Source organism: Flavobacterium johnsoniae (assembly GCF_001879205.1).
Classification (GTDB): domain Bacteria; phylum Bacteroidota; class Bacteroidia; order Flavobacteriales; family Flavobacteriaceae; genus Flavobacterium; species Flavobacterium johnsoniae_A.
Genome location: NZ_MLFK01000007.1, coordinates 638,134 through 663,306, shown reverse-complemented (window position 1 = coordinate 663,306; position 25,173 = coordinate 638,134). Strand labels below are relative to the sequence as shown.

Annotated in this window: 15 protein-coding genes; 8 read left to right on the top strand and 7 right to left on the bottom strand. The window is 38.6% G+C overall.

The genetic code is table 11. The annotated features are described in order from the left end of the window. The first annotated feature begins 5 nt into the window (after nt 1-5). Nucleotides 6-395, top strand: a complete 390-nt coding sequence (locus tag BKM63_RS14395) for a Cas9 inhibitor AcrIIA9 family protein (protein WP_071637248.1) — start codon at nt 6-8, stop codon at nt 393-395. Next, nucleotides 392-1,705: a PcfJ domain-containing protein gene (locus BKM63_RS14390; protein ID WP_071637247.1), complete on the top strand. Its 1,314-nt coding sequence runs from the start codon at nt 392-394 to the stop codon at nt 1,703-1,705. Before BKM63_RS14395 ends, BKM63_RS14390 begins: the two co-directional genes overlap by 4 nt. Before the next feature lie 88 nt (nt 1,706-1,793). Here the strand turns inward: BKM63_RS14390 and BKM63_RS14385 are convergent, their stop codons facing one another. Beyond that, nucleotides 1,794-2,039: a hypothetical protein gene (locus BKM63_RS14385; protein ID WP_071637380.1), complete on the bottom strand. Its 246-nt coding sequence runs from the start codon at nt 2,037-2,039 to the stop codon at nt 1,794-1,796. A gap of 272 nt (nt 2,040-2,311) precedes the next feature. Here BKM63_RS14385 and BKM63_RS14380 point away from each other — a divergent pair, with 272 nt between their 5' ends. Then, a complete protein-coding gene (locus BKM63_RS14380; protein WP_071637246.1) occupies nt 2,312-4,339 on the top strand; it encodes an ATP-binding protein in 2,028 nt (675 codons plus the stop codon). 205 nt (nt 4,340-4,544) lie between these two features. Here the strand turns inward: BKM63_RS14380 and BKM63_RS14375 are convergent, their stop codons facing one another. Together BKM63_RS14375 and BKM63_RS23650 are read right to left on the bottom strand one after the other, a co-directional pair. Further along, the gene (locus tag BKM63_RS14375) at nt 4,545-5,333 is read right to left on the bottom strand and encodes a hypothetical protein (RefSeq protein WP_071637245.1); all 789 of its coding nucleotides are present in this window, start codon (nt 5,331-5,333) and stop codon (nt 4,545-4,547) included. After that, nucleotides 5,330-5,506: a hypothetical protein gene (locus BKM63_RS23650; RefSeq protein ID WP_164973741.1), complete on the bottom strand. Its 177-nt coding sequence runs from the start codon at nt 5,504-5,506 to the stop codon at nt 5,330-5,332. The genes BKM63_RS14375 and BKM63_RS23650 overlap by 4 nt, the downstream gene beginning before the upstream one ends. Nucleotides 5,507-6,288: 782 nt before the next feature. Between BKM63_RS23650 and BKM63_RS14370 the strand changes: the two genes are divergently transcribed. Then, the gene (locus BKM63_RS14370; protein WP_071637244.1) at nt 6,289-6,882 is read left to right on the top strand and encodes a hypothetical protein; all 594 of its coding nucleotides are present in this window, start codon (nt 6,289-6,291) and stop codon (nt 6,880-6,882) included. A 941-nt stretch (nt 6,883-7,823) separates the two neighbouring features. Here the strand turns inward: BKM63_RS14370 and BKM63_RS14365 are convergent. Both BKM63_RS14365 and BKM63_RS14360 read right to left on the bottom strand, forming a co-directional pair. Continuing rightward, nucleotides 7,824-8,174: an L-rhamnose mutarotase gene (locus tag BKM63_RS14365; protein WP_071637243.1), complete on the bottom strand. Its 351-nt coding sequence runs from the start codon at nt 8,172-8,174 to the stop codon at nt 7,824-7,826. Between the two features lie 10 nt (nt 8,175-8,184). Further along, nucleotides 8,185-10,581, bottom strand: a complete 2,397-nt coding sequence (locus BKM63_RS14360) for a glycoside hydrolase family 31 protein (RefSeq protein ID WP_071637242.1) — start codon at nt 10,579-10,581, stop codon at nt 8,185-8,187. A 520-nt stretch (nt 10,582-11,101) separates the two neighbouring features. On the opposite strand from BKM63_RS14360, the gene BKM63_RS14355 reads away from it, so the two are divergent. The 4 genes from BKM63_RS14355 to BKM63_RS14340 all read left to right on the top strand — a co-directional run bounded on the left by BKM63_RS14355 (nt 11,102) and on the right by BKM63_RS14340 (nt 22,324). After that, nucleotides 11,102-13,963: a TIM-barrel domain-containing protein gene (locus BKM63_RS14355; protein ID WP_071637241.1), complete on the top strand. Its 2,862-nt coding sequence runs from the start codon at nt 11,102-11,104 to the stop codon at nt 13,961-13,963. Nucleotides 13,964-14,047: 84 nt separating this feature from the next. Next, entirely contained in the window at nt 14,048-16,135 is a 2,088-nt protein-coding gene (locus BKM63_RS14350) for a beta-galactosidase (RefSeq protein WP_071637240.1), read from the top strand. Between the two features lie 97 nt (nt 16,136-16,232). Further along, a complete protein-coding gene (locus BKM63_RS14345) occupies nt 16,233-18,182 on the top strand; it encodes a sialate O-acetylesterase (protein WP_071637239.1) in 1,950 nt (649 codons plus the stop codon). Between the two features lie 134 nt (nt 18,183-18,316). Continuing rightward, a complete protein-coding gene (locus tag BKM63_RS14340) occupies nt 18,317-22,324 on the top strand; it encodes a hybrid sensor histidine kinase/response regulator (protein ID WP_071637379.1) in 4,008 nt (1,335 codons plus the stop codon). A 122-nt stretch (nt 22,325-22,446) separates the two neighbouring features. Here the strand turns inward: BKM63_RS14340 and BKM63_RS14335 are convergent, their stop codons facing one another. Further along, nucleotides 22,447-23,373: an alpha/beta hydrolase gene (locus BKM63_RS14335; RefSeq protein WP_207539263.1), complete on the bottom strand. Its 927-nt coding sequence runs from the start codon at nt 23,371-23,373 to the stop codon at nt 22,447-22,449. After that, on the bottom strand, nt 23,370-25,172 hold the full coding sequence (locus BKM63_RS14330; protein WP_071637238.1) for a glycoside hydrolase family 2 protein: 1,803 nt from the start codon (nt 25,170-25,172) through the stop codon (nt 23,370-23,372). The genes BKM63_RS14335 and BKM63_RS14330 overlap by 4 nt, the downstream gene beginning before the upstream one ends. Nucleotide 25,173 lies beyond the last annotated feature (1 nt).

Here is a 25,173-nt window from a genome sequence, read left to right as displayed (position 1 = left end):
CTGATATGAAAGCTTCTGAAAATTTTAAAAACGCCATAGAAAAGTATCTGAGCGGTTTGGCGCAGGGCGATGCCGCCTTTGCGCCCCATTACGCCAAAGCTTCCAAGAACCTCGAAAGCTGTCTGGATTACATCGGAGGCGAGGTCAAAAAAACAGGCTTGTGCGCCTTTGACAATCAGGAAATCTTTGACATGGCAGTAAAGTACTACACCGATGATTCCATCGGCACGCCCGCCCCTGTAGCTTATAAAGCCGTAGTGCAGACCCCTGCGCCTGCCGACCTTTTCTCACAGCCTGAAATCCCCGTTACGAAAATGCAGACAGAGCCTTTTCTCCCCATAAAGAAAGATGTAAAACCTGCGGTGCAGACCGCCCTGACACTCTTTGACATATGATACCCAAAACCATCATCGAAAAGCAATTGACCGCCATAAGTGCTTCGCTTCCTGCCATAAAGCCTGAGGTTTTTCTTTGGGCGGAGCAGAACATTTTTCTGAAATGGGGCGTGCTCTCACACTCCAAGTTCTACTGTTTGCAGTGCGCCCACGTTTGGAAGCCCTCTTGCCAATCTGCCTGCGACAAGTTCACAACTTGTCCTGCCTGCATGGGCAGGCTTAAAATGATGCCCTATAATCAGGTGCATTTTAAGGAAACCGAATATTTTGCCGTAATCGATAGCTGTGCAGGGTTTCAGGTCGTGCGCATGATAATCAGCCACAAGCACATGAAAAAGAATTTCATACCGACCCATTTCCACAAGGAAGTGATGCAGCATTGGATTGCTCCCTCAGGCGAAGTGCGCACGCTATCGCTCAGCACCAATGTTTTTTCAAGCACCCTTGATTCTTGGAAATTCTATTCCCCGCTTGAAATCCGACCAAAGGATTTTGTACGCAATGCGAAATACTTCATCAATCCCTACAAGGTCTATCCGCACATTAAAGTGCTTCCCGTTTTGAAACGCAACGGATTTAAATCGTCGGTTTATGATATAGCGCCCCATCTGCTCTTCTCCTCGCTTCTGTCCGACCCCATCGCCGAAACGCTTTTGAAATCCCGACAGCTGAATGTTTTGCAGTACTATCTCGGCGCTTCAAGGCAGGACATCCGCCGAAACTGGCAGGCGGTCAAGACCGCCATCAGAAACGGCTACAAAGTTTCGGACGTCTCCATTTGGGAAGATTACTTGGAACTTTTGCGGTATTTCAAAAAAGACCTTTCATGCGCCCTTTACGTCTGCCCCGAAAACCTCAGCGAAGCGCACGACCACTTGGTGCAGAAAAAAAGGGAACTGCTCAGAAAGAAAAAACTCCAAGACCTGCGCCTTGAAATCGAAAAGGCGCAGAAAAGGTATGCTAACGATAAAAGGCGATTTTTCGGGCTGTCGTTTGAGGATGGAAAACTGAGCATTTCCGTTATTGAAGAGGTAAAGGATTTTATGCGGGAGGGCGACGACTTGGTGCATTGCGTATTCACCAATGAGTATTACGCAAGAAAAGACTCACTGATACTCTCGGCAAAGGTCGAGGATAAATCCGTCGAAACCATCGAAATCTCCCTAAGCCGTATGGAAGTTTTACAGTGCAGGGGAATGAAAAACAAGCCCTCCAAGCACCACAAGCAGATCCTGCAGCTCCTTTCCGAGAACCTGTATAAAATCAGGGAACGCATGAAAAAAACAAAAGCAAAAAAAGAAAGCCGATGAAGATCGGCTCTTTTTATGGCTGTATTTTAAATATCAGAAGCCCGCCAGCCTGATTGGCCGGCGGGCTCGGGATTATAACGGACTTTGTTTATTTTAAGCTGACGGCATCCAGCAGGTTTTCCTGATTGATGAATGCCGAAATATATTGTTGGACTTCATTGCGTTTTTCGATTGCTGTTTCAAAAGTGTTAATGTGATAATCTTCATCCTGATCCAGAATGTGGATAATCTCGGTGAAGCCTTTTGAAATAAGGTTGCCTTTGAGCTTTAGTATGGTATGCTGTTCTCTCGCATCCAAATCTTTTCTCACCTGTAGTTGTATCGCTTTTTCCATTGTAAAAAGATCTGTCATTTTATTCTGTTCTGTTTGTTTAATCAAATATAATTATTTACAACTGATGCACACTTTTACGTAATGTTAAAAAAATAGTGAAAAAACTTAAACAGAAATTATTTTTAAAAGATTGCTGTACTGCAAATCACATCATACTCAAATTATGCTGAAAAACATAAAAAAACTATCTTTACGATTATTCTTCTTTTATGTGATTTACTAGATTCATATCGAAAGCATAGATTGTACTAAGCAAAATAATAGGTTTAATTATGGCAGGAAATGTAAATGTAACTTCTAACGGGATAAAAAAAATTCTAAGCAATTACCAAACTCCAAGCGCAATAGCAGAATATATATGGAACGGCTTTGATGCAACCGCGACTACTGTAATCTTAAATTATACCGTGGATACTTTAGGGTCATTGGAATATTTGGAAATAATAGATAACGGATATGGCATCAATCACAGTAAACTGAATTCAAAATTTAAGCCATTTTATGAATCTGAAAAAGCTATAAAAGTATCTGCCCCTAAACATACATCTTCAATGCATGGTAAAAACGGAGTGGGTAGACTAACATTTTTCACTTTTGCCAAAAGCGCAAAATGGACTACGACATTTAATAATGGGAAAAAATTTGAAACAAATACCATTATTATAAACAGTAGCGACCTAACAGACTTTACATCCCAAAATATCGATAACGAAGCAGACTTTTCGGGTACTATCGTAACATTTACTGACATACAGATTTCCGAGAATCAGATGGATAAAATAATTATCCCTTTCCTCATTCGGGAGTTCTGCTGGTTTTTGGAATTAAACAAACATAAAAAGTTCCAGATCATTATCAATGATGCTCCCCTAGATTATGAGTCTAATATAGCCGAAAGAGACGAAAAAATTTCACTTGTCTTCTCCGACTCCAAATCAGGTGGCAAAACAGAATTCAAAATTAAATTTATACAGTGGAAGGAGGCATTGCATCAAGAATATTCCAAATATTATTTTTTAAATGATAAAAAGAATGAAATCTACAAGGATCATACTACCTTGAATAAAAAAGGTGATGAATTCTTCCACAGCGTTTATATCCAAAGTGAGTATTTTAATGATTTTGATTTCAATAGCTCTGAAAATGAAACACAGGTCAGCCTGTTTGGAAAAGCAAAATCTTCGCCCGAATATCGTTATCTAATAAAGCACATCAACCAGTTCTTAAGGGAAAAAAGAAAACCTTTCCTAAGAAAGTTTGCTGACAAACTCATTGAAAACTATGAAGAGCATGGCATTTTTCCTGTCTATAAGACACCTTGGGAAGAAAAATATAAAAAAGAGGATTTAATTGAAACCCTGAAAAGCCTTTATGAAATTCAGCCAAAATTATTTACCAGTCTCAATATAAATCAAAAGAAGACTTTTGTACGTTTTCTTGACTTGCTGTTGGATTCCAGCGAAAGAGAGGACATTTTTGAGGTTCTTGACGAAATCCTTGATCTTTCGACTACTGAGAAAAAAGATCTGGCAAAAATCCTTAAGACCACAAAACTTAATAGGGTGATTGCAACCATCAAATTAATTCAGGACAGGTACGAAACAGTTGCTATTCTTAAGGAACTTGTTTTTAATAAAGATCTAAAAGCCAATGAGGTTAATCATTTACAAAAAATGATTGAAAGCCACTACTGGATTTTTGGGGAACAATACCATTTGGTTACATCTGCTGAGCCAAAATTTGAAGAAGCGTTGAGAAGGTATATATATCTGCTCACAGAAAAAGATACAGCTGTAGAAATAGATCATCCGCACAAGCTTAAAGAAATGGACATTTTTGCCTGCAGGCAGAATACTTTAATGGACAAAATTGAAAATATTGTAGTAGAGCTTAAACATCCTCTGATAAACTTGGGAAGCAGTCAATATAACCAAGTCTATAACTACATGGAATTGATTCAGAAACAGCCCGAATTTAACGCGCCCAATATGTCATGGGAATTTTATCTGATCGGCAATAAATTTGATTCATCCAACTTTATCCAGAACCACATAAATACAAACAAACCTCACGGGATAAGTTCTCTGATGATGCTTCTAAACGAAGGACGGATAAAAGTTTATGCAAAAACCTGGAGTGAGATTTTTGCAGATTTTGAGATAAAACATAATTATCTAAATGAAAAGCTAAAACTGGAAAGGGAACAACTGACCCTTGAAATTAATGATGCTCACCAAGCTGTTATGACAGCACAAATAAATACAGCTATCCAACCCAAAGAAGTTATTGTAAAACAATAGAAAAATAAACAAAAAGAGACTTCAATTTCTGGAATTGATTTACTTGAACGAGCTTTTTCGTCATAAAAAAGGTTAGGTTATTTTAATAATCTTTACCTAATAATAGATCCAAAATTGATATATCAATTTAGACGGATCAAATCTACAATGTATCTAGATATAATGCATAATCGATAAGATTAAGATTTTTGAAGATGAATGTAGATTACTTCAGAGATTGAAGAAAATTAATCGCAAAATCTAAAAGACTTGATTTAATATCTTTTGATTTTTCAACTATAGCCTGAGTATTGAATTTATCAAAAATTTCCTGCTCATAAATTCCAGCTGTCAAAATTTCATCTTGTCGTAAAATGATATCAGTATTCAGTGAAATTTTTTTTTTATCTGGAGCCAAGCTTTTAATATAATCATCTATAACTTTAAAATAATCAGTAGTAATAATAAGCTTCTTGGTCTCACTTTCACGGTAGCCACTAATAATAGGTGTAATTGTTAAGTAGTTAGTCCTTTGAGGTTCTGGTATCATTTCAGAAAAACCAATGTAAACTTTATTATTTTTTAGTGTCACTTGAATAAGTACACCTTCATCGAAAGATCTTTTAAATAACTTTTCAATTTCATCTCCATTTTTATCAACCGCACGTGCAATTGGAGTACTTTTCCTCCATATTTTTCTAAGAATAAAGTTGCTTATGGGAACAAAAATAATAGCCAAAAGAGAAGAAAATAAAACCGTCCAAAAGTAATCTACCTTGTTTATAGGAAAAACTTTTAATATAGTGAGCGACCATGCAATCCAATCAGGTTTAAGTATCTCGATTACAGTCCGTAAAATAAATCCAAAAAAGACAATAGCTACACCAACAAAGACAGATTCAAATAGTAATCTATTTTGTAAAAACCTTTGTGTATTATATTTAAATAAAACTGAGTATACCAATAAAAAATAACCTGCCATTACAGGAAGTAGCAGTAGGTTGTAAGGCATCATCCTTTACTAGTCTTGATATGAGCCTTAACAACAGAGGATTCTTTTAACTGTTTAATAGCAGCTTGTACTTCTGGTCTCTTATAAAATACAGCTTTATCAACAAACAGTCTGCCTTCGTAAGTACCTCTAAGTCCAGTATCTTCCGCTTTTGATGTTTTTTTAAATAGTGCCATAATTGTTATTTTATCCAAAAATACGATTATTTTATTTTAAATTAAAATTTTTAAGAATTGATTATCATACGTTAGTTTCTTATTTTCATAAAACTAATCCAGAATAAACAGTTCTTCTGAAAAAAGAAAAGTGAATTATTGTTATTTTTTATTTTTAAAACTTTTAGATTTCTTGTCAGAATCATGGTAAGATCAATTTTAAAAAAGTAAAAGATTAGTAAAAGAAACACTTACTTACATAGATAGAAAAATTCAAATAGCTTTAAAATGAATATGGGTGCAGAATCGGTGCAACGATTTATACAAACATTATAAAAAACTGTAAAACAATTACTTGAAACATTAAGTTCGAAACATTACTACATCAAAAAAGCTATAAAAATCATCAATCTGAGATTTGTGGCAAAATCGTAGCACATCTTACTTTTCAAAACTAAAAGTTCAGTAAAATCAAGGCCTTGCGGCTTTAGGTTCGAAACTGTACCTTAAGTCAATTATATCTAAAAGCAAAAAGCTTTATACAAAGCAGAAGGTCTTGTTTTAATTTCTAATCTTCCATTGTTGTCTTAGGAAAACATGTTGCATCTAAGAGCTATTGCCCGTCTTTCAACTGATGTCTATACTTGATTCCGAAAAAAGAAAGCATTATTTTCGCAGCAGAAAAAACTAATAAACTTGATAGTATTTTTACACTGCTGCACCACTACTAAACCTCAATACTAAATTAATCTTTCTTACATTTACCCCTGCACCTGCAGAATTATCATTCAAACACAGACAAAATGGATCCCCGCCATCATGATTTCCCTGAAATAGAATCCGTAAAAGCATCAAAGAGAACCCTTTGGGTAAAAGCCATGGCCGCAGTTATTTTTGCAGGCATAATCCTGGCGGTGCTGAACCTTGAAATAGCCATTATGCAGTCCCAAAGCGTGCACGGGGGATTTAAAATCTTATCGGTGCTGCTCTCACTGCTTCTTTTATTTTTTATGGCCTATGCCGTCCTAAAAGGAATAAAGACCAGCAGAAACAACAAAATCAGCAGAATAGCTGTGGACCGCAGCGGTCTGCACCATTATAAAGATGATGCAATAGTCGAATCGCTCGCTTTTGAATCCCTGCGGCCGGGTCACCGCCCTGAAGATTACGATGTGACAGTATTCGAAGGCGAAGATACAAGCTATATAATCTGCGTGTACTATTTCGATAAATCCAAAAACATAACATCCCTTAAAGCCGTTACGCTTAACACCCCGTTTTCAATCCGCAATGCAGAAGAGCTGCAGCGGCATTTTATAAAAGGCATAATGCAGCTGCGCCCCGATTTGAAAGTTTCCCCAAAGGTCCTGGATTTATTAAACATCAAGGATTCATAAAATTCAAAAATATGCCATTTATGACATGCAATAGTCTGCCGAGCCATAATATTATAACAAAACAAAGCAGCCTGCCGATCACTCGTGCAGCGCGCATGAATAAGACTCCTTGAGAAAATGGAAAAGCGGCTTAGGGGTTACCATAAGGACAAAACGAACCGGTAACCAAGGAAGCATACAGTACAACTTTTAAACCGGCTGTCCAGCTGCTGGCTATTATATAATTACAAATAAAAATACTGTAAACAAATTCAAACGCCGCCTCCTACCTTAGACCTGTTACTGGTCCACCGGTAATGTACCCTATACAAATAAACATAAAATGGAAGATATGTTTATGGACAGGTCTGCAGCTATAGGGGATTTTCAACAATCCCCTGCAGACCAAATAAATAATTAATTATCCTCCGCCTGTTATCTTGGAAATAAAAAGCAGTGGACTTTTTTATGAGCCTTACTGCTGATGAATGCCCGAAGAAATTTTGCCGGACTGCATGATTTAAAATGGAATGCCAAATACTGCATTGAGCCAATTTATAATTTACCGCTCACCAAGAATATAGCCCTCACCGGCTTATACCTCTCTGGACGATAAAAAGTATCCTGCCAAATAAATGCATAAGATTCTTTAAATTATTCCACAAACTGCATAAATTCTGCCTTATATCAAAGCCAGCCCCAAATTAATCTGCCGCTTTCTTTCACTAATACGCAGCTTAACACCATAGCCCCGATAGAAGCGAAAATCCTTTTGCGCCGGCGTTCGGCGCAAAAGATTGGAACAGACAGCGGGAAAAAGCCCAAAGGAAAAACTAAAATCAACAGAGTGGATATGCAAACAAAAGCAGGATAAAAGTATACCGATTTAAAAAAGGAAGTGCGAACTTTTACTGCCATGTCTATTCTGCTTTATTATATTGTTATTACTTGATAAGTAAAAATTAAAACTGTTCCAACTGATAGATCTGCTCCATCATGAGCCATTTTTCTCCCGGTTTTGCTCCGGGGGGAGCCTGCTGAAACTTCCACATTAGCTGCTCCCACTGCTGAACCTCTGTGTTTGCAGCATCCATGAGCTGCTTTCTTTCGGGAGTAAAAGTCTCGTCCACTTCCATACACATAAATAATCTGTTACCTAAAAGATAAATTTCCATAGACACTATTCCGGCATCTTTAATGCTTTTGGTGATTTCGGGACGTGCATTTTCTGCAAGATGATATTTTTTATATTCTTCTATAAGCTCTGGATTATCAATCAGATCGCAGGCATAACATATCCTTTTAAACGGCATACCTTTCTTCTTAAAGTTTATATTCTATTTTTTTCCCTTTATAAGCCAGCACTTTTTTTGTTCCGTCTGGCATCACAATGGTAAAAGTCCTTTCAGATAACATGCCCTTATATTGTCCTCTCCGGCTGGAAATAGTTAATTTTTTCTGCTTTTCACTATAGCTGAAATCAATTTCTGTGTAGGCGCCTTTTTCATAATTATAATTATCAAATTCATCTTCATAAAGAGTAAAGAAACCATCCTTTCCAGGGTATACTTTTATTTCAAGATTGTCCCATCTTTTTTCCTCAGCAAACTGCACTTGAGGCCCTATTGGAAGTATAGCGCCTTCCTTAACATAAAGCGGTATCATATCAAGAGTTGTTTTTCTGGTAATTTCCTGGCCGCCCTGCAGTTTTTCGTTGGTCCAGAAATCATACCAGCCGCTTCCGGCAGGAAGATAAACGATTCTTGATTTTTCTGCTTTAAAATCTATACGCTGCTTTTGATTCTGGCCTTCTTTAATTTTTTCGGGTGTATACTGGGCCTGGACCACTGGTGCAGCCAAAATAGATTTTCCGAACATAAACTCATCTTTAATATCCCAGCTTTTAGAATCGGCGGCAAAATCCATAAATAATGCCCTCATAAAACTGGAATCTTTATGGGTTACTTCCCACGATGTCGAGTAAATGTAAGGCAGTAAGGAATAACGCAGATTTATAAATTTCTCAATTGCATCGTATACCGGTTCTCCTCTCTGGCCAAAGTTATAGATCTCGCGGGGTATATCTGTACCATGCGAACGCATCATCGGATTAAAAGCGCCAAATTGCAGCCAGCGGACATAAAGCTCGCGAAACAAAGTGCTTTCCGCTCCAGACACCTCTCCTTTTTGATTGTAAACTCCAGCAAAAAAACCTCCAATATCTGAATTCCAATGCGGCATACCGGTAAGGGTAAAATTAAGTCCCGCCGGAATCTGAGCACGCAGGTTTTCCCAGCTGGATTCTACGTCTCCTGTCCATGTATTGGCGCCATAACGCTGCTGGCCGGCAAATGCAGATCTTGTCAATATGAAAACTCGCTTATCTGAAGTCTCTTTACGCTGATGATCGTAAACTCCGCCTACAGTCATCAGAGGATAAGCATTTCGGACCTTTCTAAAAGTTCCCAAATATGTTTTGGTATCATAATCTTCCGGCTTTACCCAAAGATGATCGGGCTCGGTCGAATCCATCCACCAGCCGTCAATTCCTTTTGCAAAAAGGCCTTCTCCTGCATATTTCCAATAAATGTCTCTTGCCTTTGGGTTATAGGCGTCATAAACACGCACTCCGGAAGGATAATCTTTTTTGGGCGGAAAAATTTCGCTGCCGGATTCAGGCCAAGTCAGAAAATCAAACAGCATTCCGTTACTATTCAACTCATTATAAGGCTTGGTTTTTGGTCCAAACGAAGACCAGATCGAAATAATCATATGGGCATTGAGACCATGAATTTCATCCACCATTTTTTGAGGCTCAGAAAATTCAGGATTAAGAAACTCCATCGCATTCCATAAATAATTATTTCCCCAATACTGCCAGTCTTGAATTATTCCGTCCAGAGGCACTCCCAGTTCACGGTATTTTTTTACTACGCCGACTATTTCGTTCTGGCTTTTATAACGTTCTTTGCTCTGCCAGAAACCATAAGTCCAAAGCGGAAACATTGGAGCGCTTCCTGTAAGCTTTCTCATTTGCGAAACCACTCCGTCGGCATTTTTACCGTACATAAAATAGTAATCTACCCCATCTCCCACAAGAGATTCAAAGGAAGTCCCGTCAGCACTGTCTTTAAATTCTGTAGGAGCATAATTATCCCAAAAAAGCCCATACCCTTTTACCGACTGAAAAAAAGTCACGGCATCTTCTGTATTTCCCTGTTCCAAACGATAATTTTGATTTCTTTGGTTTAAATCTCCTCTCTGGTGCTGTCCTAATCCATATATAGGTTCATTTTTGTCTAAATCAAATGCCTGATATACGGTATAAGAATTGGTATCGGTATCTTTTACAGGTGCAAATTTTGTTCCCTGTTTTTTCTCACGCAGTAAGGTTTGATCTGAACTTGCAAATGAGATTTCTCCTGTTGGGAACTGCAATGTAACATTAAGGCTTTCGGAATTTAGAACCAATTGGCTGTTTTGACTTTTTACTGTAAAAGGAGCTGCTGACGGTTTCATGATTACCGAAAGGCTTTCTTTAGAATAAACACCCGCTGCGGGATATTTTATAACTCTTACAATCGAAGGACTGTAAAACTGAATTTCTATTTTATTTCCATCTGCTTCAGTTTTAATTCCAAGACTTGTTTTCTCATACTTCTGCCCGTAGCTCATTACACAGAAAAGCAAAGGGCAGATAAATTGGTAAATAAATTTCATTTTGATAGTTTGATAGTTTGATAGTTAATAGTATTATAGTTTTAATTTTTTGGTTTGTATATTATGAAAAGCAGGTGCTTAAGAAATCTTTTTCTGCTGTAACAATTCAAAAAGAAGAGGCATATGATATTCGAATACCCCTTTTAATGCGTGCCTCGAAATTTTGCAGATGCTAATGTACACTTTAGCCGGCAGGTGTAAAAAAAATGATACATTTTGGCCTGTCATAAAATACATTCCACTCCCCTCTTTGTCTTCAATAAGTACAATGATACATAAGAACCTGTCAAATAATACATTTATATCCCATATGCTTTTTCATTAAAGGATATTTTTACACCCTGACACAATCGATTTAGCAACAGGGTTCACTAATAAGCTTTTACAGCCATAAAAATGCGGACTACTGACAGCTTTATAGAAATTCAAATTTCAGCTCCATCAATCAGTTCCCTATGCTTATAAGTCGAGAAATCACAAAACTGCTAATTATCATATAAACCATTCGTAACCAAAAAACATGAAAAAAAACACAATAGCTTTAGGCCTTTCGGCCGGATTCCTCTTGGCATCATGTGCTGTTAAAAATTACACCAAAACAGATGACGGTGTTTTAATAACTCTGAAACCAAGAACAGAAAACCAATTGCGCACACTGCGCATTCAGGTTTTAGGCAATGATCTGGTGCATGTTGCCGCAACAGCCCAGGAATTTCAAAAAGATTCCAGTCTGATTATTGTTCCCAACCAGCAAACTGTTCCATTTCACATTAATCAATCAAAAGATTCTATCCAGCTTTCAACCAAAACGCTGAATGTTGTGGTTTCGGCAAAAGACGGCGGAATCAAATTTAAAGATAAAAACGGAAAAATACTGCTGGCTGAAAAAGCAGGCGGCGGCAGAACTTTTCTTCCCATCCAAGCCGATCAGACAAAAGGCTATACCGTGCGCCAAATATTTGAATCGCCTCAAGATGAAGCTTTTTACGGGCTGGGACAGCATCAGTCGGATGAATTTAATTATAAAGATAAAAGCGAAGAACTTTTCCAATACAATACCAAAGTATCAGTGCCATTTGTCGTATCAAATAAAAATTACGGGCTTTTGTGGGACAGCTATTCTTTAAGCCGATTTGGAGACAGCCGTCCTTATGAGCAGTTAAATCAGGTTTTTAAATTATTTGGAAAAAATGGCCAGCCAGGTTTCTTAACCGGAACTTACAGCACACCAGAGAAGAAAAATGCACCGCTGATTCGCGAAGAAAAATCCATATTTTTTGAGGATGTAAAAAGCATAAAAAACCTGCCAGCAGATCTTCCTTTAAAAAATTCCAGTGTTACTTATGAAGGCGAAATTGAAGCTCAGCAGGACGGAGAGTATAAATTTATACTGTACTATTCTGGTTATGTAAAAGTCTATTTAGACAATCAATTGGTGGTTGCCGAGCGATGGAGAACTGCCTGGAATCCTAACAGCTACAAATTCTCTATGAATCTGAAAGCGAACAAACGCACGGCTTTAAGGATAGAATGGAGACCAGACGGTTCAACTTCTTACTGCGGATTAAGAGTAAGAACGCCGCAGCTGGCTGAGGAAAAAAACAGCCAGGTCTGGTGGAGCGAAATGAACAAAAAAATTGATTATTATTTTGTTCATGGCAATTCTATGGACAGCATAATTAAAGGATACCGAACCCTGACTGGAAAATCTCAAATTATGCCCCGCTGGGCAATGGGTTATTGGCAGAGCCGCGAGCGATACAAAACCCAAGATGAAATCTTAAGCAATTTAAAAGAATTTAGAAAGCGCCGGATTCCAATTGATAATATCGTATTGGATTGGAATTATTGGGAAGATGATGCCTGGGGAAGCCACAAGTTTGATCCTGCCCGTTTTCCTGATCCAAAGGCTATGACAGACTCTATTCATTCGATGAATGCCAAAATGATGATTTCGGTATGGCCTAAATTTTATAAAACTACAGCGCACTTTAAAGAGTTTGACGAAAAAGGATGGATGTATCAGCAGGCCATTAAAGACAATGTTCGTGACTGGGTTGGGCCTGGTTATGCAGGATCATTCTATGATGCTTATGCAGGCGGTGCACGCAAACTATTTTGGAAACAGATCTACGAAAATTTATATCCTATAGGCGTAGATGCCTGGTGGATGGATGCCAGCGAACCTAATGTGTTGGACTGTACAGATATGGAGTATCGTAAAAAACTGCAGGGACCAACCGCTTTAGGACCTGCAACCGAATATTTCAACACTTATGCCCTTATGAATGCAGAAGCAATCTACGATGGGCAAAGAGCTGCAGATTCTAATAAACGTGTGTTTCTTTTAACAAGATCAGGCTTTGCAGGATTGCAGCGCTATTCAACAGCAACCTGGAGCGGCGATATTGCGACAAGATGGGAAGATTTGAAAGCACAGATTTCGGCAGGTCTTAACTTTGCCGCAAGCGGTATTCCATACTGGACGATGGATATTGGAGGTTTTTGTGTGGAAGACCGTTATGTGAGCGCACAGCAGCAGTACGACAAAAATGGAAATGAAAACGCTGACAGTAAAGAATGGCGTGAATTAAATGCGCGCTGGCATCAGTTTGGGGCGTTTGCTCCGCTATACCGATCTCACGGACAATTTCCTTATCGCGAACCTTGGAATATTGCTCCCGAAGGCCATCCAGCATACGAGTCTATTGTATATTATGACCGCCTTCGCTATAGATTAATGCCTTATATCTACACAATGGCGGGTATGACGCATTTTAATGACTACACCATTATGCGTCCGTTGATAATGGACTTTCAAAACGATAAAAATGTCGTTGGCATCAGCAGCCAATTCATGTTCGGATCTTCTTTTATGGTCTGCCCTGTTTATCAATATGGAGCACGAAAAAGAGAAGTGTACCTTCCTGACGGCACAAACTGGTACGATTTCTATACGGGCAGGCTGCTCTCAGGAGGACAGACTCTGCAGGCAGATGCGCCTTATGGACGTCTTCCGCTCTTTATTCCTGAAGGCGCTGTAATTCCTGCTGGTCCAGAAATCCAATACACCGATCAGAAACCTGCTGATAATGTGGTGTTGTATATTTATAAAGGCCGCGATGGCAGTTTTACTTTGTATGAAGATGAAGGTGTTAACTACAATTATGAAAAAGGCCATTACAGTGCGATAAGCTTCCATTACAATCAAAAAAATCAGACCTTAACCATCGGCGAGCGTAAAGGAGATTTTAAAGGCATGCTAAAAGACCGAAAATTTAAAATAATAGCTGTCGATCCATCCAACCCAAAAGCATTCCTTTCTGATGCTTCTGGAAAAGAAATCGATTATAACGGAGCGCTTCAAGTCATAAAAATTTAATCATCTTAAAACAATCACATCCAGCATCTGCATTTAGGACAACCTTAATGCAGGTCTTGGTGTGATTTTGAAAAATATAGATCCATGAAATTAAAAAAGTATATCATTTGTTTATTACTGCTGTCCTCAGCAGGCGCAATGGCACAGAAATCTCCTGTTTTCTTTCCTAAAGAAAACCTGATGGCAATGGGAATTTATTACTATCCGGAACACTGGAATAAAAAAGACTGGGAAAGAGATATCAGTAATATTTCCAAGACTGGTTTTGAGTTTATTCACATTGCAGAATTTGCATGGATAGACATGGAACCCGAAGAAGGGCTTTACAAATTTGAATGGCTTGACGAAGTGATCGATTTGGCTGGAAAATACAAATTGAAAGTTATTTTAGGCACACCTACAGCAATTTCACCCGTTTGGATGGGCATTAAATATCCTGAAATCTATCTGATGGACAGCCGTTATCAAAGGGCTGAGCATGGAACAAGAGCACAGCAGTCTTTGAGCAATCCAGTATGGAGAAATTTTTCTAAAAACATAATCAGCAAATTGGCAGCGCGCTACGGGCATAATCCAAATGTAATTGGATGGCAGCTTGACAACGAGCCAGAAGCCAAAGAAGATTACAGCCCTTCTTCTCAAGATGCTTTCCGCAAATGGCTGGAAAATAAATACCGCACCATAAGGGCTTTAAATACGGCATGGGGAGCCTCTTTCTGGAGTCAGACCTACAGCAGTTTTGACCAAGTTAAAATTCCAAATGCAGATCATGTCGGTTGGTGGGGGATCAATCCGCATGCCTTGCTGGACTTTAAACGATATACTGCCGATACGCAGGCCGATTTTTTAGATTTTCAGACCGATATTATCAGACCTTTAATTGCAAAAAACCAGTTTGTAACAACAAATTATACCGCTATTACTCCATCAGCAGATCCTAGAAGAACAAAAAAACTCGATTTTAACTCTTTTACCAGCTATCCTAACAAAGGAGTATCTAATATTGGAGACAAAGGTTTTCGTCTTGGCGATCCCGGGGAACTTTCTTTTGCCTTGAGTTTCTTTAAAACCAGAGACAACATCTCAGGAATTATGGAGCTTCAGCCTGGTTTTGTCAACTGGGGAAATGTTAATCCTCTGCTGCAGCCTGGCGCAGTGCGCATGTGGCTTTATCATTGTATGGCCGAAGGCATGTCTTTTGCCTGCTCTTATCGTTACCGCCAAATCAATTACGGTGCAGAGCAGTACCACAGCGGCATTACAAAACTTGATGGAATCACACTATCGCAAGGAGGAAAAGATTACCAGCAGACGATGCAGGAAATGAAATTATTGAGAAAGGCTTATAATCCGAAGGCTGAAATGCCTAAAGAAATTAAGGCTCGAAGAACTGCTTTATTATGGAATTATGACAATTCATGGAGCATGGGCCGTCAAGCGCAGACAAGCCAATGGAATACGCTGTCTTTTTTTCAAAAATATCTTGAAATTGTAAAATCATACGGAGCTCCCGCAGAAATAATTTACGAAAACGAAACATTAGATTCTTATGCCGTTGTGATTGCTCCTGCTTACGAAATAGCCGATCAGAAGCTTATTGCCAAATGGACAGAGTACGTAAAACAAGGCGGGCATTTAATGCTAACCGTGCGTACGGCTGTTAAGGACAAAAACGGCCATTTAATCCAAGCAGGATGGGGCGCTCCTATTTATCCTTTAATCGATGCCAAAATTGAAGACTTTGACCATCTTCTGCCTTATGCAAAAGGAACTATCCAAGGTTTCGGAAAAGAATATTACTGGAACAACTGGGCAGATTTAGTAAAAGCCAATAAACCTGAAAATGTCCTTGCTAAGTACACCAATCAATTTTATGCAGGCACGGCAGCTGTGGTTACCAACAAAATAGGAAAAGGAACCGTTACTTATATTGGTACAGATACAGACGATGGACAGCTTGAAAAAGAAGTCCTGCAGCAGGTGTATAATCAGGCTGGAATTGCTGTTGAACATTACCCTAAAGGAGTTTACATCAGCTGGCGCGACGGATTCTGGATCGCAGTCAATTATTCTTCAGAAGATTACCAAATAGAACAAATACCCAACACTTCAAATATTTTAATTGGCGGTAAAATTGTACCTCCAGGAGGCGTAAGCGTTTGGCAGCAATAAAAATGACTTTTTTCTAAACAGCCATAATTCTTAAAGATTCCTGCAGCTCCTGCTGCAGGTTTCAACACTGACTAACTATAAATTTAAACCAATCAAAATGAAAAAAAATCTAATCGCTTTGCTTTTTGCCTTGAGTTTGTGTGCAAATGCAAATGTAAAAATGCCGCTGCTTTTCAGCGACGGAATGGTCTTACAGCGCAATAAACCCATTTCTGTTTGGGGCTGGGCCAATTCAGGAGAAAAAATTGAAGTCACTTTTAATAAACAGACTCAGAGAACTAAAGCAGACAAAAACGGAAAATGGCTTTTGTACCTGAAACCTGAAAAAGCAGGCGGTCCTTTTAAAATGACCATTAAAGGAAACAACAGCCTTACCATTGAGAACGTTCTAGTTGGAGAAGTCTGGATATGCAGCGGGCAGTCTAATATGGAATGGCCGGTTGCTCAGGCACAGAATGCCGATTATGAAATCAGTCAGGCAGATAATCTTTGGATACGCCAGTTTTTAGTGGACAAAGATTTAAACCCGGCACCTCAAGAAGAACTCAAAGCAGGAAGCTGGAAAGAAAGCAGCAAAAAAAATACAGGAGCTTTTACAGCGGCGGGCTATTTTTTTGCAAAAAAAATATACAATGAATTAAAAATCCCTATCGGAATAATAAACTCCTCTTGGGGGGGCACCTGCGTGGAAACATGGACCAGCAGGGAAGCTTTTGAAAAAAGTCCCGAATTCAGCAGCATGATTGCCGACCTTCCTAAAATCCCAATGGATTCACTGCTGAAAAATAAACTGGCTGCGCTGAAAGTGCAGATTGAAAATCTTCAAGGATCTAAAATCACTTCAAACTCAGAAAGCCAATACAAAACGGCAGACTTTGATGACAGCTCGTGGCCGGAAATTCACGCACCTCAATTATGGAACCAGCAATTGGGCAGTTTAGACGGCACAGTCTGGATGCGCAAATCTTTTATGATTTCAAAAGAAGAAGCTGGTAAAGAGGCTTTATTGGAGCTGGGCAAAATAGACGATGAAGATCTTTCTTATGTAAATGGAATTGAAGTGGGAAAGAATACCCAATGGGACAAAAAAAGAATATACAAAGTACCAGCAGGAACGCTTAAAGAAGGTCTTAACACTATTGCCGTACGAGTAACGGATTACAGTGGAGGAGGCGGGATTTTTGGCGATGAGGCTGACTTAAAATTAACTGCAGGCAGCACCATTGTGCCGCTTGCAGGGAAATGGAAGTTTCAGGTTACAGAAATCAGAACAGACCTGTCTCCAAACAGCTATCCTGCCCTTCTTTACAATGCCATGATCAATCCTTTGATTCCCTATGCTATTCAAGGCGTTTTATGGTATCAGGGAGAGGCAAATGCTACACGTGCCGAGCAATATAAAAAAGCTTTTCCATTATTGATCAGCGATTGGAGAAACAAATGGCATCAGGGAGATTTTCCTTTCTTTTTTGTGCAGCTGTCTTCTTTTAATGAGTTCGGAGGAACCAGCAGCACTGGCAGCTATTGGGCAGAGTTAAGAGAGGCTCAGAATTTCACCCTTCAGAATGCTGCCAATACCGGCATGTGTGTTACAGCAGATATTGGAGATCCAAAAGATATTCACCCAAAAAACAAACAAGATGTAGGATACAGACTGGCTGCCATTGCCTTAAATAAAGTATATGAAAAAGGAAATGTTTTCAGCGGACCAGCATATAAGTCTATGGAAACAAAAGGCAGTCAGATTCTCTTAACATTTGACAATGCTGCAAGCGGTTTAATGGTTCATGATAAATACCACTATGTAAAAGGATTTGAAATTGCCGGATCTGATCATGTTTTTCATTATGCCGAAGCCCAGATAAAAGGCAGCCAGCTTTTGGTGTGGAGCGATCAGGTTCAAAATCCGCAGGCAGTCCGCTACGGCTGGGCCGACGATGCCAGCGACTGTAATCTGTACAATACTGAAAATTTCCCTGCTGTTCCTTTTCGAACAGATGACTGGAACAGCATCACAAAAGGCATCAAATACAGCTTCGAAAAATAATCAAGCCTATTGAACATTTCAATTTTCCCTATCGATTCTGAAGAATCGATAGGGATTGGAATGATGGCTGTGATTTTAGATAAAAACAGCCCTTCTTGTACTTCAGCTGCAGATAAATGATTAATTTAGACCGAATGAAAAAGCATAAAGCCCTCTTACTATTTCTTGCTGTTTTTGGAATAATTTCCTTCCAAAGCATTCTTGCGCAGTCCAATTATATTTTTCACCAGTTGAAAACCAGCGAAGGGTTTTCGAGCACCAATGTCAAGACATTTTTAAGGGACAGCTACGGTTTTTTATGGATTGGAACCGAATCGGGACTTAATCGATATGACGGCTACGAATTCAAAGTTTACACGACCAGCTCAAAAAAGCCCAACAGCTTAATTTCCAACGATATTTTAGGTCTGCAGGAAGACGGCATGGGCAATATATGGGTTAATTTCGGACATGATAATGCAATATATAATAGAGATAAGGACTGCTTTATTACAGACATCACTTTTCTTTTAAACAAGCTGTACATTCGCGCAGATGCCAACTGTAAAATTTATGTGGACAAAAAAAAGAATTTATGGGTTTTTAATAAGAAAAACATATTTTTCTATGATGTAAAAAAAAGGCATACTTCCATCTTTACCGGCGTAAACATTGAAGACCCTTTTGCTGTTAGCGTAACAGATAATGGCGAGTCTGTATATTGTGTTGAAAATTCTCAAAAGTGCTGGCAGCTAAACAGCAATACAGGTCATATCAAAACCATTAAACTGCCAACTCACAACAGAAAAAATGGAATTGATGATTGGCATATCATTTTTCTAGACAGCGACAACGGATTATGGACCTATTTCAGCAATAATCCTAATGAGGTTTACTATCGTGATTATCAGACAAAGAAATGGAGCTCCACAAGTTTAAAATCCAGCATAGACAGCGATATTAATTTTGTCAGCAGCATTATCGAAAATAAGCCAGGCGAAATATGGATTGGAACAGATCATAAAGGGATTTTTATATTTGACAAGTCAAAAAGCAGCATAACAAACTGTATTCAAACCCCAAACAAAGACAATTCCCTGCCATCCAGCAATATAACCTGCATGTATCGTGACAACGATGGGACAATCTGGATTGGGCACAGCAAAAAAGGCTTCTCTTTTTTTAATGAAAGCTTTAAAAACTTCATCAATTTCAAACATCCGGAATACTCTGATATCAGCACCATAATGGAAGATCACAACGAAGATCTCTGGATTGCAACAGACGGAAAAGGACTTTTTAAAAAAAATAAAAAATCAGGAAATACCTCTCGAATTCCATTTCCCAAAGCAGCGATTACCTGTTTATTGGAAGATCGCACAAACCGCATTTGGATCGGCACTTATCAAAATGGACTGTTTTGCTGGCAAAATGGTGTGATAAGCCAATATACCACGAAAAACAGCAAACTAAGCAACAACAATGTCTGGAACTTAAAACAAGATCGCTATGGCAATATCTGGATAGGGTCTATGGGAGGAAAAATACAGCAGCTTCCGTCCGATGCCACAAGCTTTGATTCTGTGATTTCTGTATTTGAAGATCAAGTTTTTGCACTCGATATGTTTTACGACTCTGGCGATGAACTTCTGCTGGGCACGGGTTACGGGCTTTTCAATATTGATATTACCAACAATAAAAATGTCATTTCGTATGGCAATAAAAAAGGAACGCAAAAATTCAAACACTTTCAGATTTCTACGGTCTACAAAGACAAACACAATATTTTGTGGATTGCCCACAATGACGGCCTTAATGTGTGGGATCCAAAAAAAGATACCATTTATTACTTCAACAAGTCAAATGGCCTTTGCGACAATTCTGTGAGCGGCATATTGGAGGACAATCGCAATAACATCTGGGTTACAACCCCCAATGGGCTTTCTGTTTTAACTGTCAGTTATGACGCAAATGATAATTTATCCATAAGCAGTAAAAACTATTCGGTTAAGGATGGCCTAATGGACAATTATTTTAATAAGCACTCTATACTGCAATTAAGAAACGGTGATATTCTGCTTGGCAATCTGGACGGATATACCATAATCAATCCAAACAAGCTGCTAAAAGAAAACAGACCAATTTCAAAAATTATTTTTACAGGACTGACTCTTGGGAATCAGACTATAGAGGTGGATTCTATTTATAATGGACATAAATTGCTGCAGCATTCCACAGAACTGCTTTCCAAGCTTACCTTAAGGCACGATGACAGGCTCATTACTCTTAAGTTTACGAGTACAGATTTATTAAATGCCGATAAAGTCAAGTATTTTTACAAGATTGAAGGGTTTAATTCGGAATGGATTCCTATTCAGGACAATAAAATTGTAATTTCTGCCTTACCAGCAGGCAGTTACAAACTTTTGGTAAAAGCGTATGATAATGCTTCAGGATGGAACAATAACATCAAAGTATTAGCATTGAACGTACTGCCTCCTTTTTACCTAACTGTATGGGCGTATCTTTTTTATGGACTAACGATCGCGGCCATTATTTGGTATACCGTACGCAGATCAAAAATCCGCCATCATTTAAAATTAGAAGAACAGCGCGAGAAAATGAATCGCGAGAAAGAATGGCATATAAACGAAATGAAGCTGAACTTTTTTACCAACATAAGCCATGATCTAAGAACTCCCCTAACTCTTATCATAACACCTCTGCAAGTGCTGCTCAATGATGCTATGGATGAGATCATGCGAAAGAAAATAAATGTGATCCATAAAAATGCACAGCAGCTTCTTTCCTTAATCAATTCCCTGCTGGATTTTCGCAAATTAGATGCAGGAATCGTCAGTTTAAATTTGAAAGCATCAGAGTTTGTAAGTTTCGCCGAGGATATCTTCAGTTCGTTTAATGTTTATGCCGCGGAACGCAATATTCAATTATCTTTTGAAAGCGGAATAGAGAGTCTGCTTATGGAATTTGATAAGGATAAGATCCAAAAAACACTTACCAATCTGCTTTCGAACGCTTTTAAATATACTCCCGATGGAGGAAAAATTCAGGTAAAAATTAGCCGTGACGCTACTCAAGTCTGCGTTAAAGTTCGAGACACGGGTTCGGGAATCAGCGATAACGATAAACCGCTTGTATTTGACAGATTTTATCAAGGAGAACAAAGCCAGAATGAAACCGGCAGCGGTCTTGGACTGCATATTGCAAATGAATACATACATCTGCATGGAGGTGCCATAACCATTGAAGATAATATTCCGCATGGGTGTGTATTTACCTTTAAGATCCCAATTAGAGAAAGCTCTGAAAAAAATTTGATGCTTAGTCCTGCTACGATTGATATTCCAAACATTGAAGAGGAAAAAACAGAAAGTCCTGCTGAACAGCTGGTTCTTTTTGTAGATGACAATAAAGACTTGTGCGAATTTATAGAAGACAACCTAAAAGATGATTTTACGGTGCTTACGGCACATAATGGCCAAGAGGCTGTCGAACTGCTGCAAAAACACAATATTACAGTTATTGTAAGTGATGTAATGATGCCTGTAATGGATGGCATTGAGCTTTGCAAATTGGTCAAAACCAATATCTACTGGTCCCATATTCCTGTAATTCTGCTTACCGCGCGCACTGCTGAAGAATATCATATAGACGGATTAAAATACGGAGCAGATGATTATATCACCAAACCTTTTAACATTCATATTCTCAAACTTCGAATTAATAAATTTATCGAATGGACCAAAAAAAGCCATGCCGCATTTAAACAAAAAATAGACGTTAATCCGCAGGAAATTACCATTACCTCTCTAGATGAAATTTTTATTGAAAAAGCGATAAAAGCTGTAGAGCAGCATATCAGCGATACTGAGTTTTCTGTAGAAAATCTAGGAGACACTTTAGGCTTGAGCCGAGGGCATCTGTACAAAAAACTGATGTTCATAACCGGTAAAGGACCAGCCGAATTCATTAGAACCATACGTTTGAAGAGAGGACGCCAGCTTTTAGATAAAAGCCAGCTGCAGGTTTCGCAGATAGCCTATGAAGTGGGATTTAATTCGCCGAAAAGATTTTCAAAATATTTCCGTGAAGAATTTGGTTTATCTCCTTCTGAGTATTTAAAACTTCATAAAAAACTATAATAGCACAACAAAAAAGCAGCCTTTAATCCTACATTAAGGCTGCTGCTTTTTTTGTTTTCTCAGACTATTTCGTTTTATTAAAAAGCGTTTCAAAAAACGGCTGTAAACTGCTTAAAATATTTTTATTTGAAAATATCCTGCGAGAAAAGATACAGATTGTTTGACCATTCTAGATCATCGTGCGCATTGCCGTCTACATGCCACACATGAGGCACTTGATTGGTCTTTAAGCAGCCGTGAATGCGCTGGCTCACATTGAAAAGCCAGTCTTTACTGCCACAAGAAACCCACAATACTTTAAGATCTTTTCTTGCTGCTTTTACGTCAGGCACAAGTTTAAGATCAGAAAGCCCTCCCACTTCATTTGTATTGGGAGCAGACGAAAAGCCGCCAACAAAAGCAAAAGTATCAATATTGGAAAGACCAATATTCAGAGACTGCCCGCCTCCCATAGATAAACCCGCTAAAGCTCGCTTCTCTCGATTGCGGTATACAGCATAATTTGATTCAATATACGGAATGATATCCTTCAGCAGATCTTTCTCAAAAGATACTCCATAACTTTTATATCCAATTTCTTTCTCCTTTTCTTGGTCAGGAGCCGGATTTTCAACAGTGATACTTGAGCTGCAGTTGGGAAAAACTACCAGCATTGGCTTGATTTTTCCCTCACGGATTAAATTATCGATTACATCCTGCGCACGAATCCAATCTGTCCATTGCCCTTTACCTGAATTAAGGCCATGGAGCAGATAAAGCACTGGGTATTTTTTATCAGACTCATAGCCTGCAGGGGTGTAAACTGTCATTTCGCGGCGAGTGCCCAATGTTTTAGAATTGTACTGAACCACTGTCAGTTTTCCAGAAGCCATTTCTGCGTGCTTGTCCCTAAATCCTTGCGGCGGATCTGGAAATGCTGGTTTGTCGTCAGCATTCAATACTATGGGCTGCAGGTTTAATTCTTTGTCTGTAGTATTCTCTGTTTGGGAATGTCCTATAGACCAGCAGACCAAAGCCAAAATCGCAGTTAATATCGTTTTAGTTTTCATTCTTCTTTTTTTGTATAATAGTCATTCATAATAAACCAAGCTTTTTTCTTTTCTCCATTTTCAGAGATTAATCCTTTCCTATTATACCCTTTTTGATATACAGGATGCATTCTTCCCAATGACCTGTAATCAAACAATAACCATGGACAGACGCCTCTTAAATTTGGAATAGTTTTAAACATTTCGATCTGATTTTTATAAACCTGCTCTTGATATTCTTCAGACCAATAAGAAGCTTGATCTGCAGGTACATTTCTATTTCCATATAATGCCTCGGCTCCAAATTCTGAAATGAATACAGGTTTATTAGAAAAATCTATTTTCCACTTCACTTCTGAAGGTTTTCCCTGCCAGGGAATATACCAGCCTATATATTCATTAAGCGCAATTAAATCAGAGTACTTATAAAGCGTATCCCAAATATGAAACGAATTATTGGTATAGCCTTGCGTGTTTATAACATGCGTAATCAATCTTGTAGAATCGATTGCTTTGCATTTTTCCGTTAAATCAATAAGCGCTTTATCTCTATTTGGAGTACCTGGATACGTCTCATTCGAAAGGCTCCAGACCACGACCGAGCATCGGTTTTTATCTCTTGCAATCATTTCTTGCAGCATATCCTGCATTTTGTAAGGAACAAGACTATCAGAAAACTTAATATTCTGATAGATTGGAAGTTCGCTCCACACCATCAAACCCATTTTTTCAGCTTCTTTAATCATGTCCTCATTATGCGGATAGTGGGCCAATCTTACTAAATTGCATCCTAGTTCTTTTGCTGAATTCAGCAATAGCCTGTCATCTTCCAATGAAAATGCTCTTGCTTTTTTTATCGGATTTTCTTCGTGAATATTTACAGCCTTGATAAAAATGGGCTTTTTATTTAATAAAATTTCACTCCCTTTAGTTTCAATGCTTCTAAAACCAATTTCATCAGTTATAGAATCGGTTGCGCATTGCAGAATTACATGGTACCGTTTAGGATTTTGGGGTGACCATAGCTTGAACTTGGACAAAAATTCAAGCTTTGCATAACCGCTGCTATCTGCCTTTGTTTTATAAGCGATATTTAATTCGGGAATTCTTACCGTAATTTTTTGGTTCAAATGCTCCCCATTTAATTGCACCCATCCCAATACACTATTCAAACTGCCTTTTTTTAGCTGAATAAAATAATCGGCAATATAGGTTCCAGGTGTTTCAATAACTTTTACATCACGTATGATTCCTCCATAATTCAGCCAGTCAAAGCCTAAACCGGGAATTCCATTCTCTAAGCGACGGTTGTCTGTTTTGACAATTATGGTATTATCGCCATCCTTTATTTTATCAGTAATTTCAAACTGAAATGGAGTGAAACCTCCCTCATGGCTTCCCAATTTTTCCTCATTCAGATATACATCGGCGCTATAATTTACCGCTCCAAAATACAGAAACTGCCTTGTGTTTTTCTTTTTAAAAAGAGTAGCCGTTTTTTTATACCATACAGCCCCTTCATAAAAAGCAAGTTCGCACACCTGTGAATTAAAGTCGCCCGGAACATTCAATTCTGGTGCACCGCCAAATGAATATTCAAAAAAATCTGTTTTCTTCTGCGGTTTTGGCTCCATCCAAATTTTTTTCCAGTCGCCAACTGCTCCTGGATCAGAGAGCGCTTTCCATTTTCCATTCAAACTTATTAAATTTCTAGATGCCACATTGGCCATTGTAGTTTGGGCATTTGCCTTGCTGGCTAAAAAAAACGCCAATAAAATGGTTACTAAATGCGCTTTACAGATTTTTTGCAATTGGCTCATT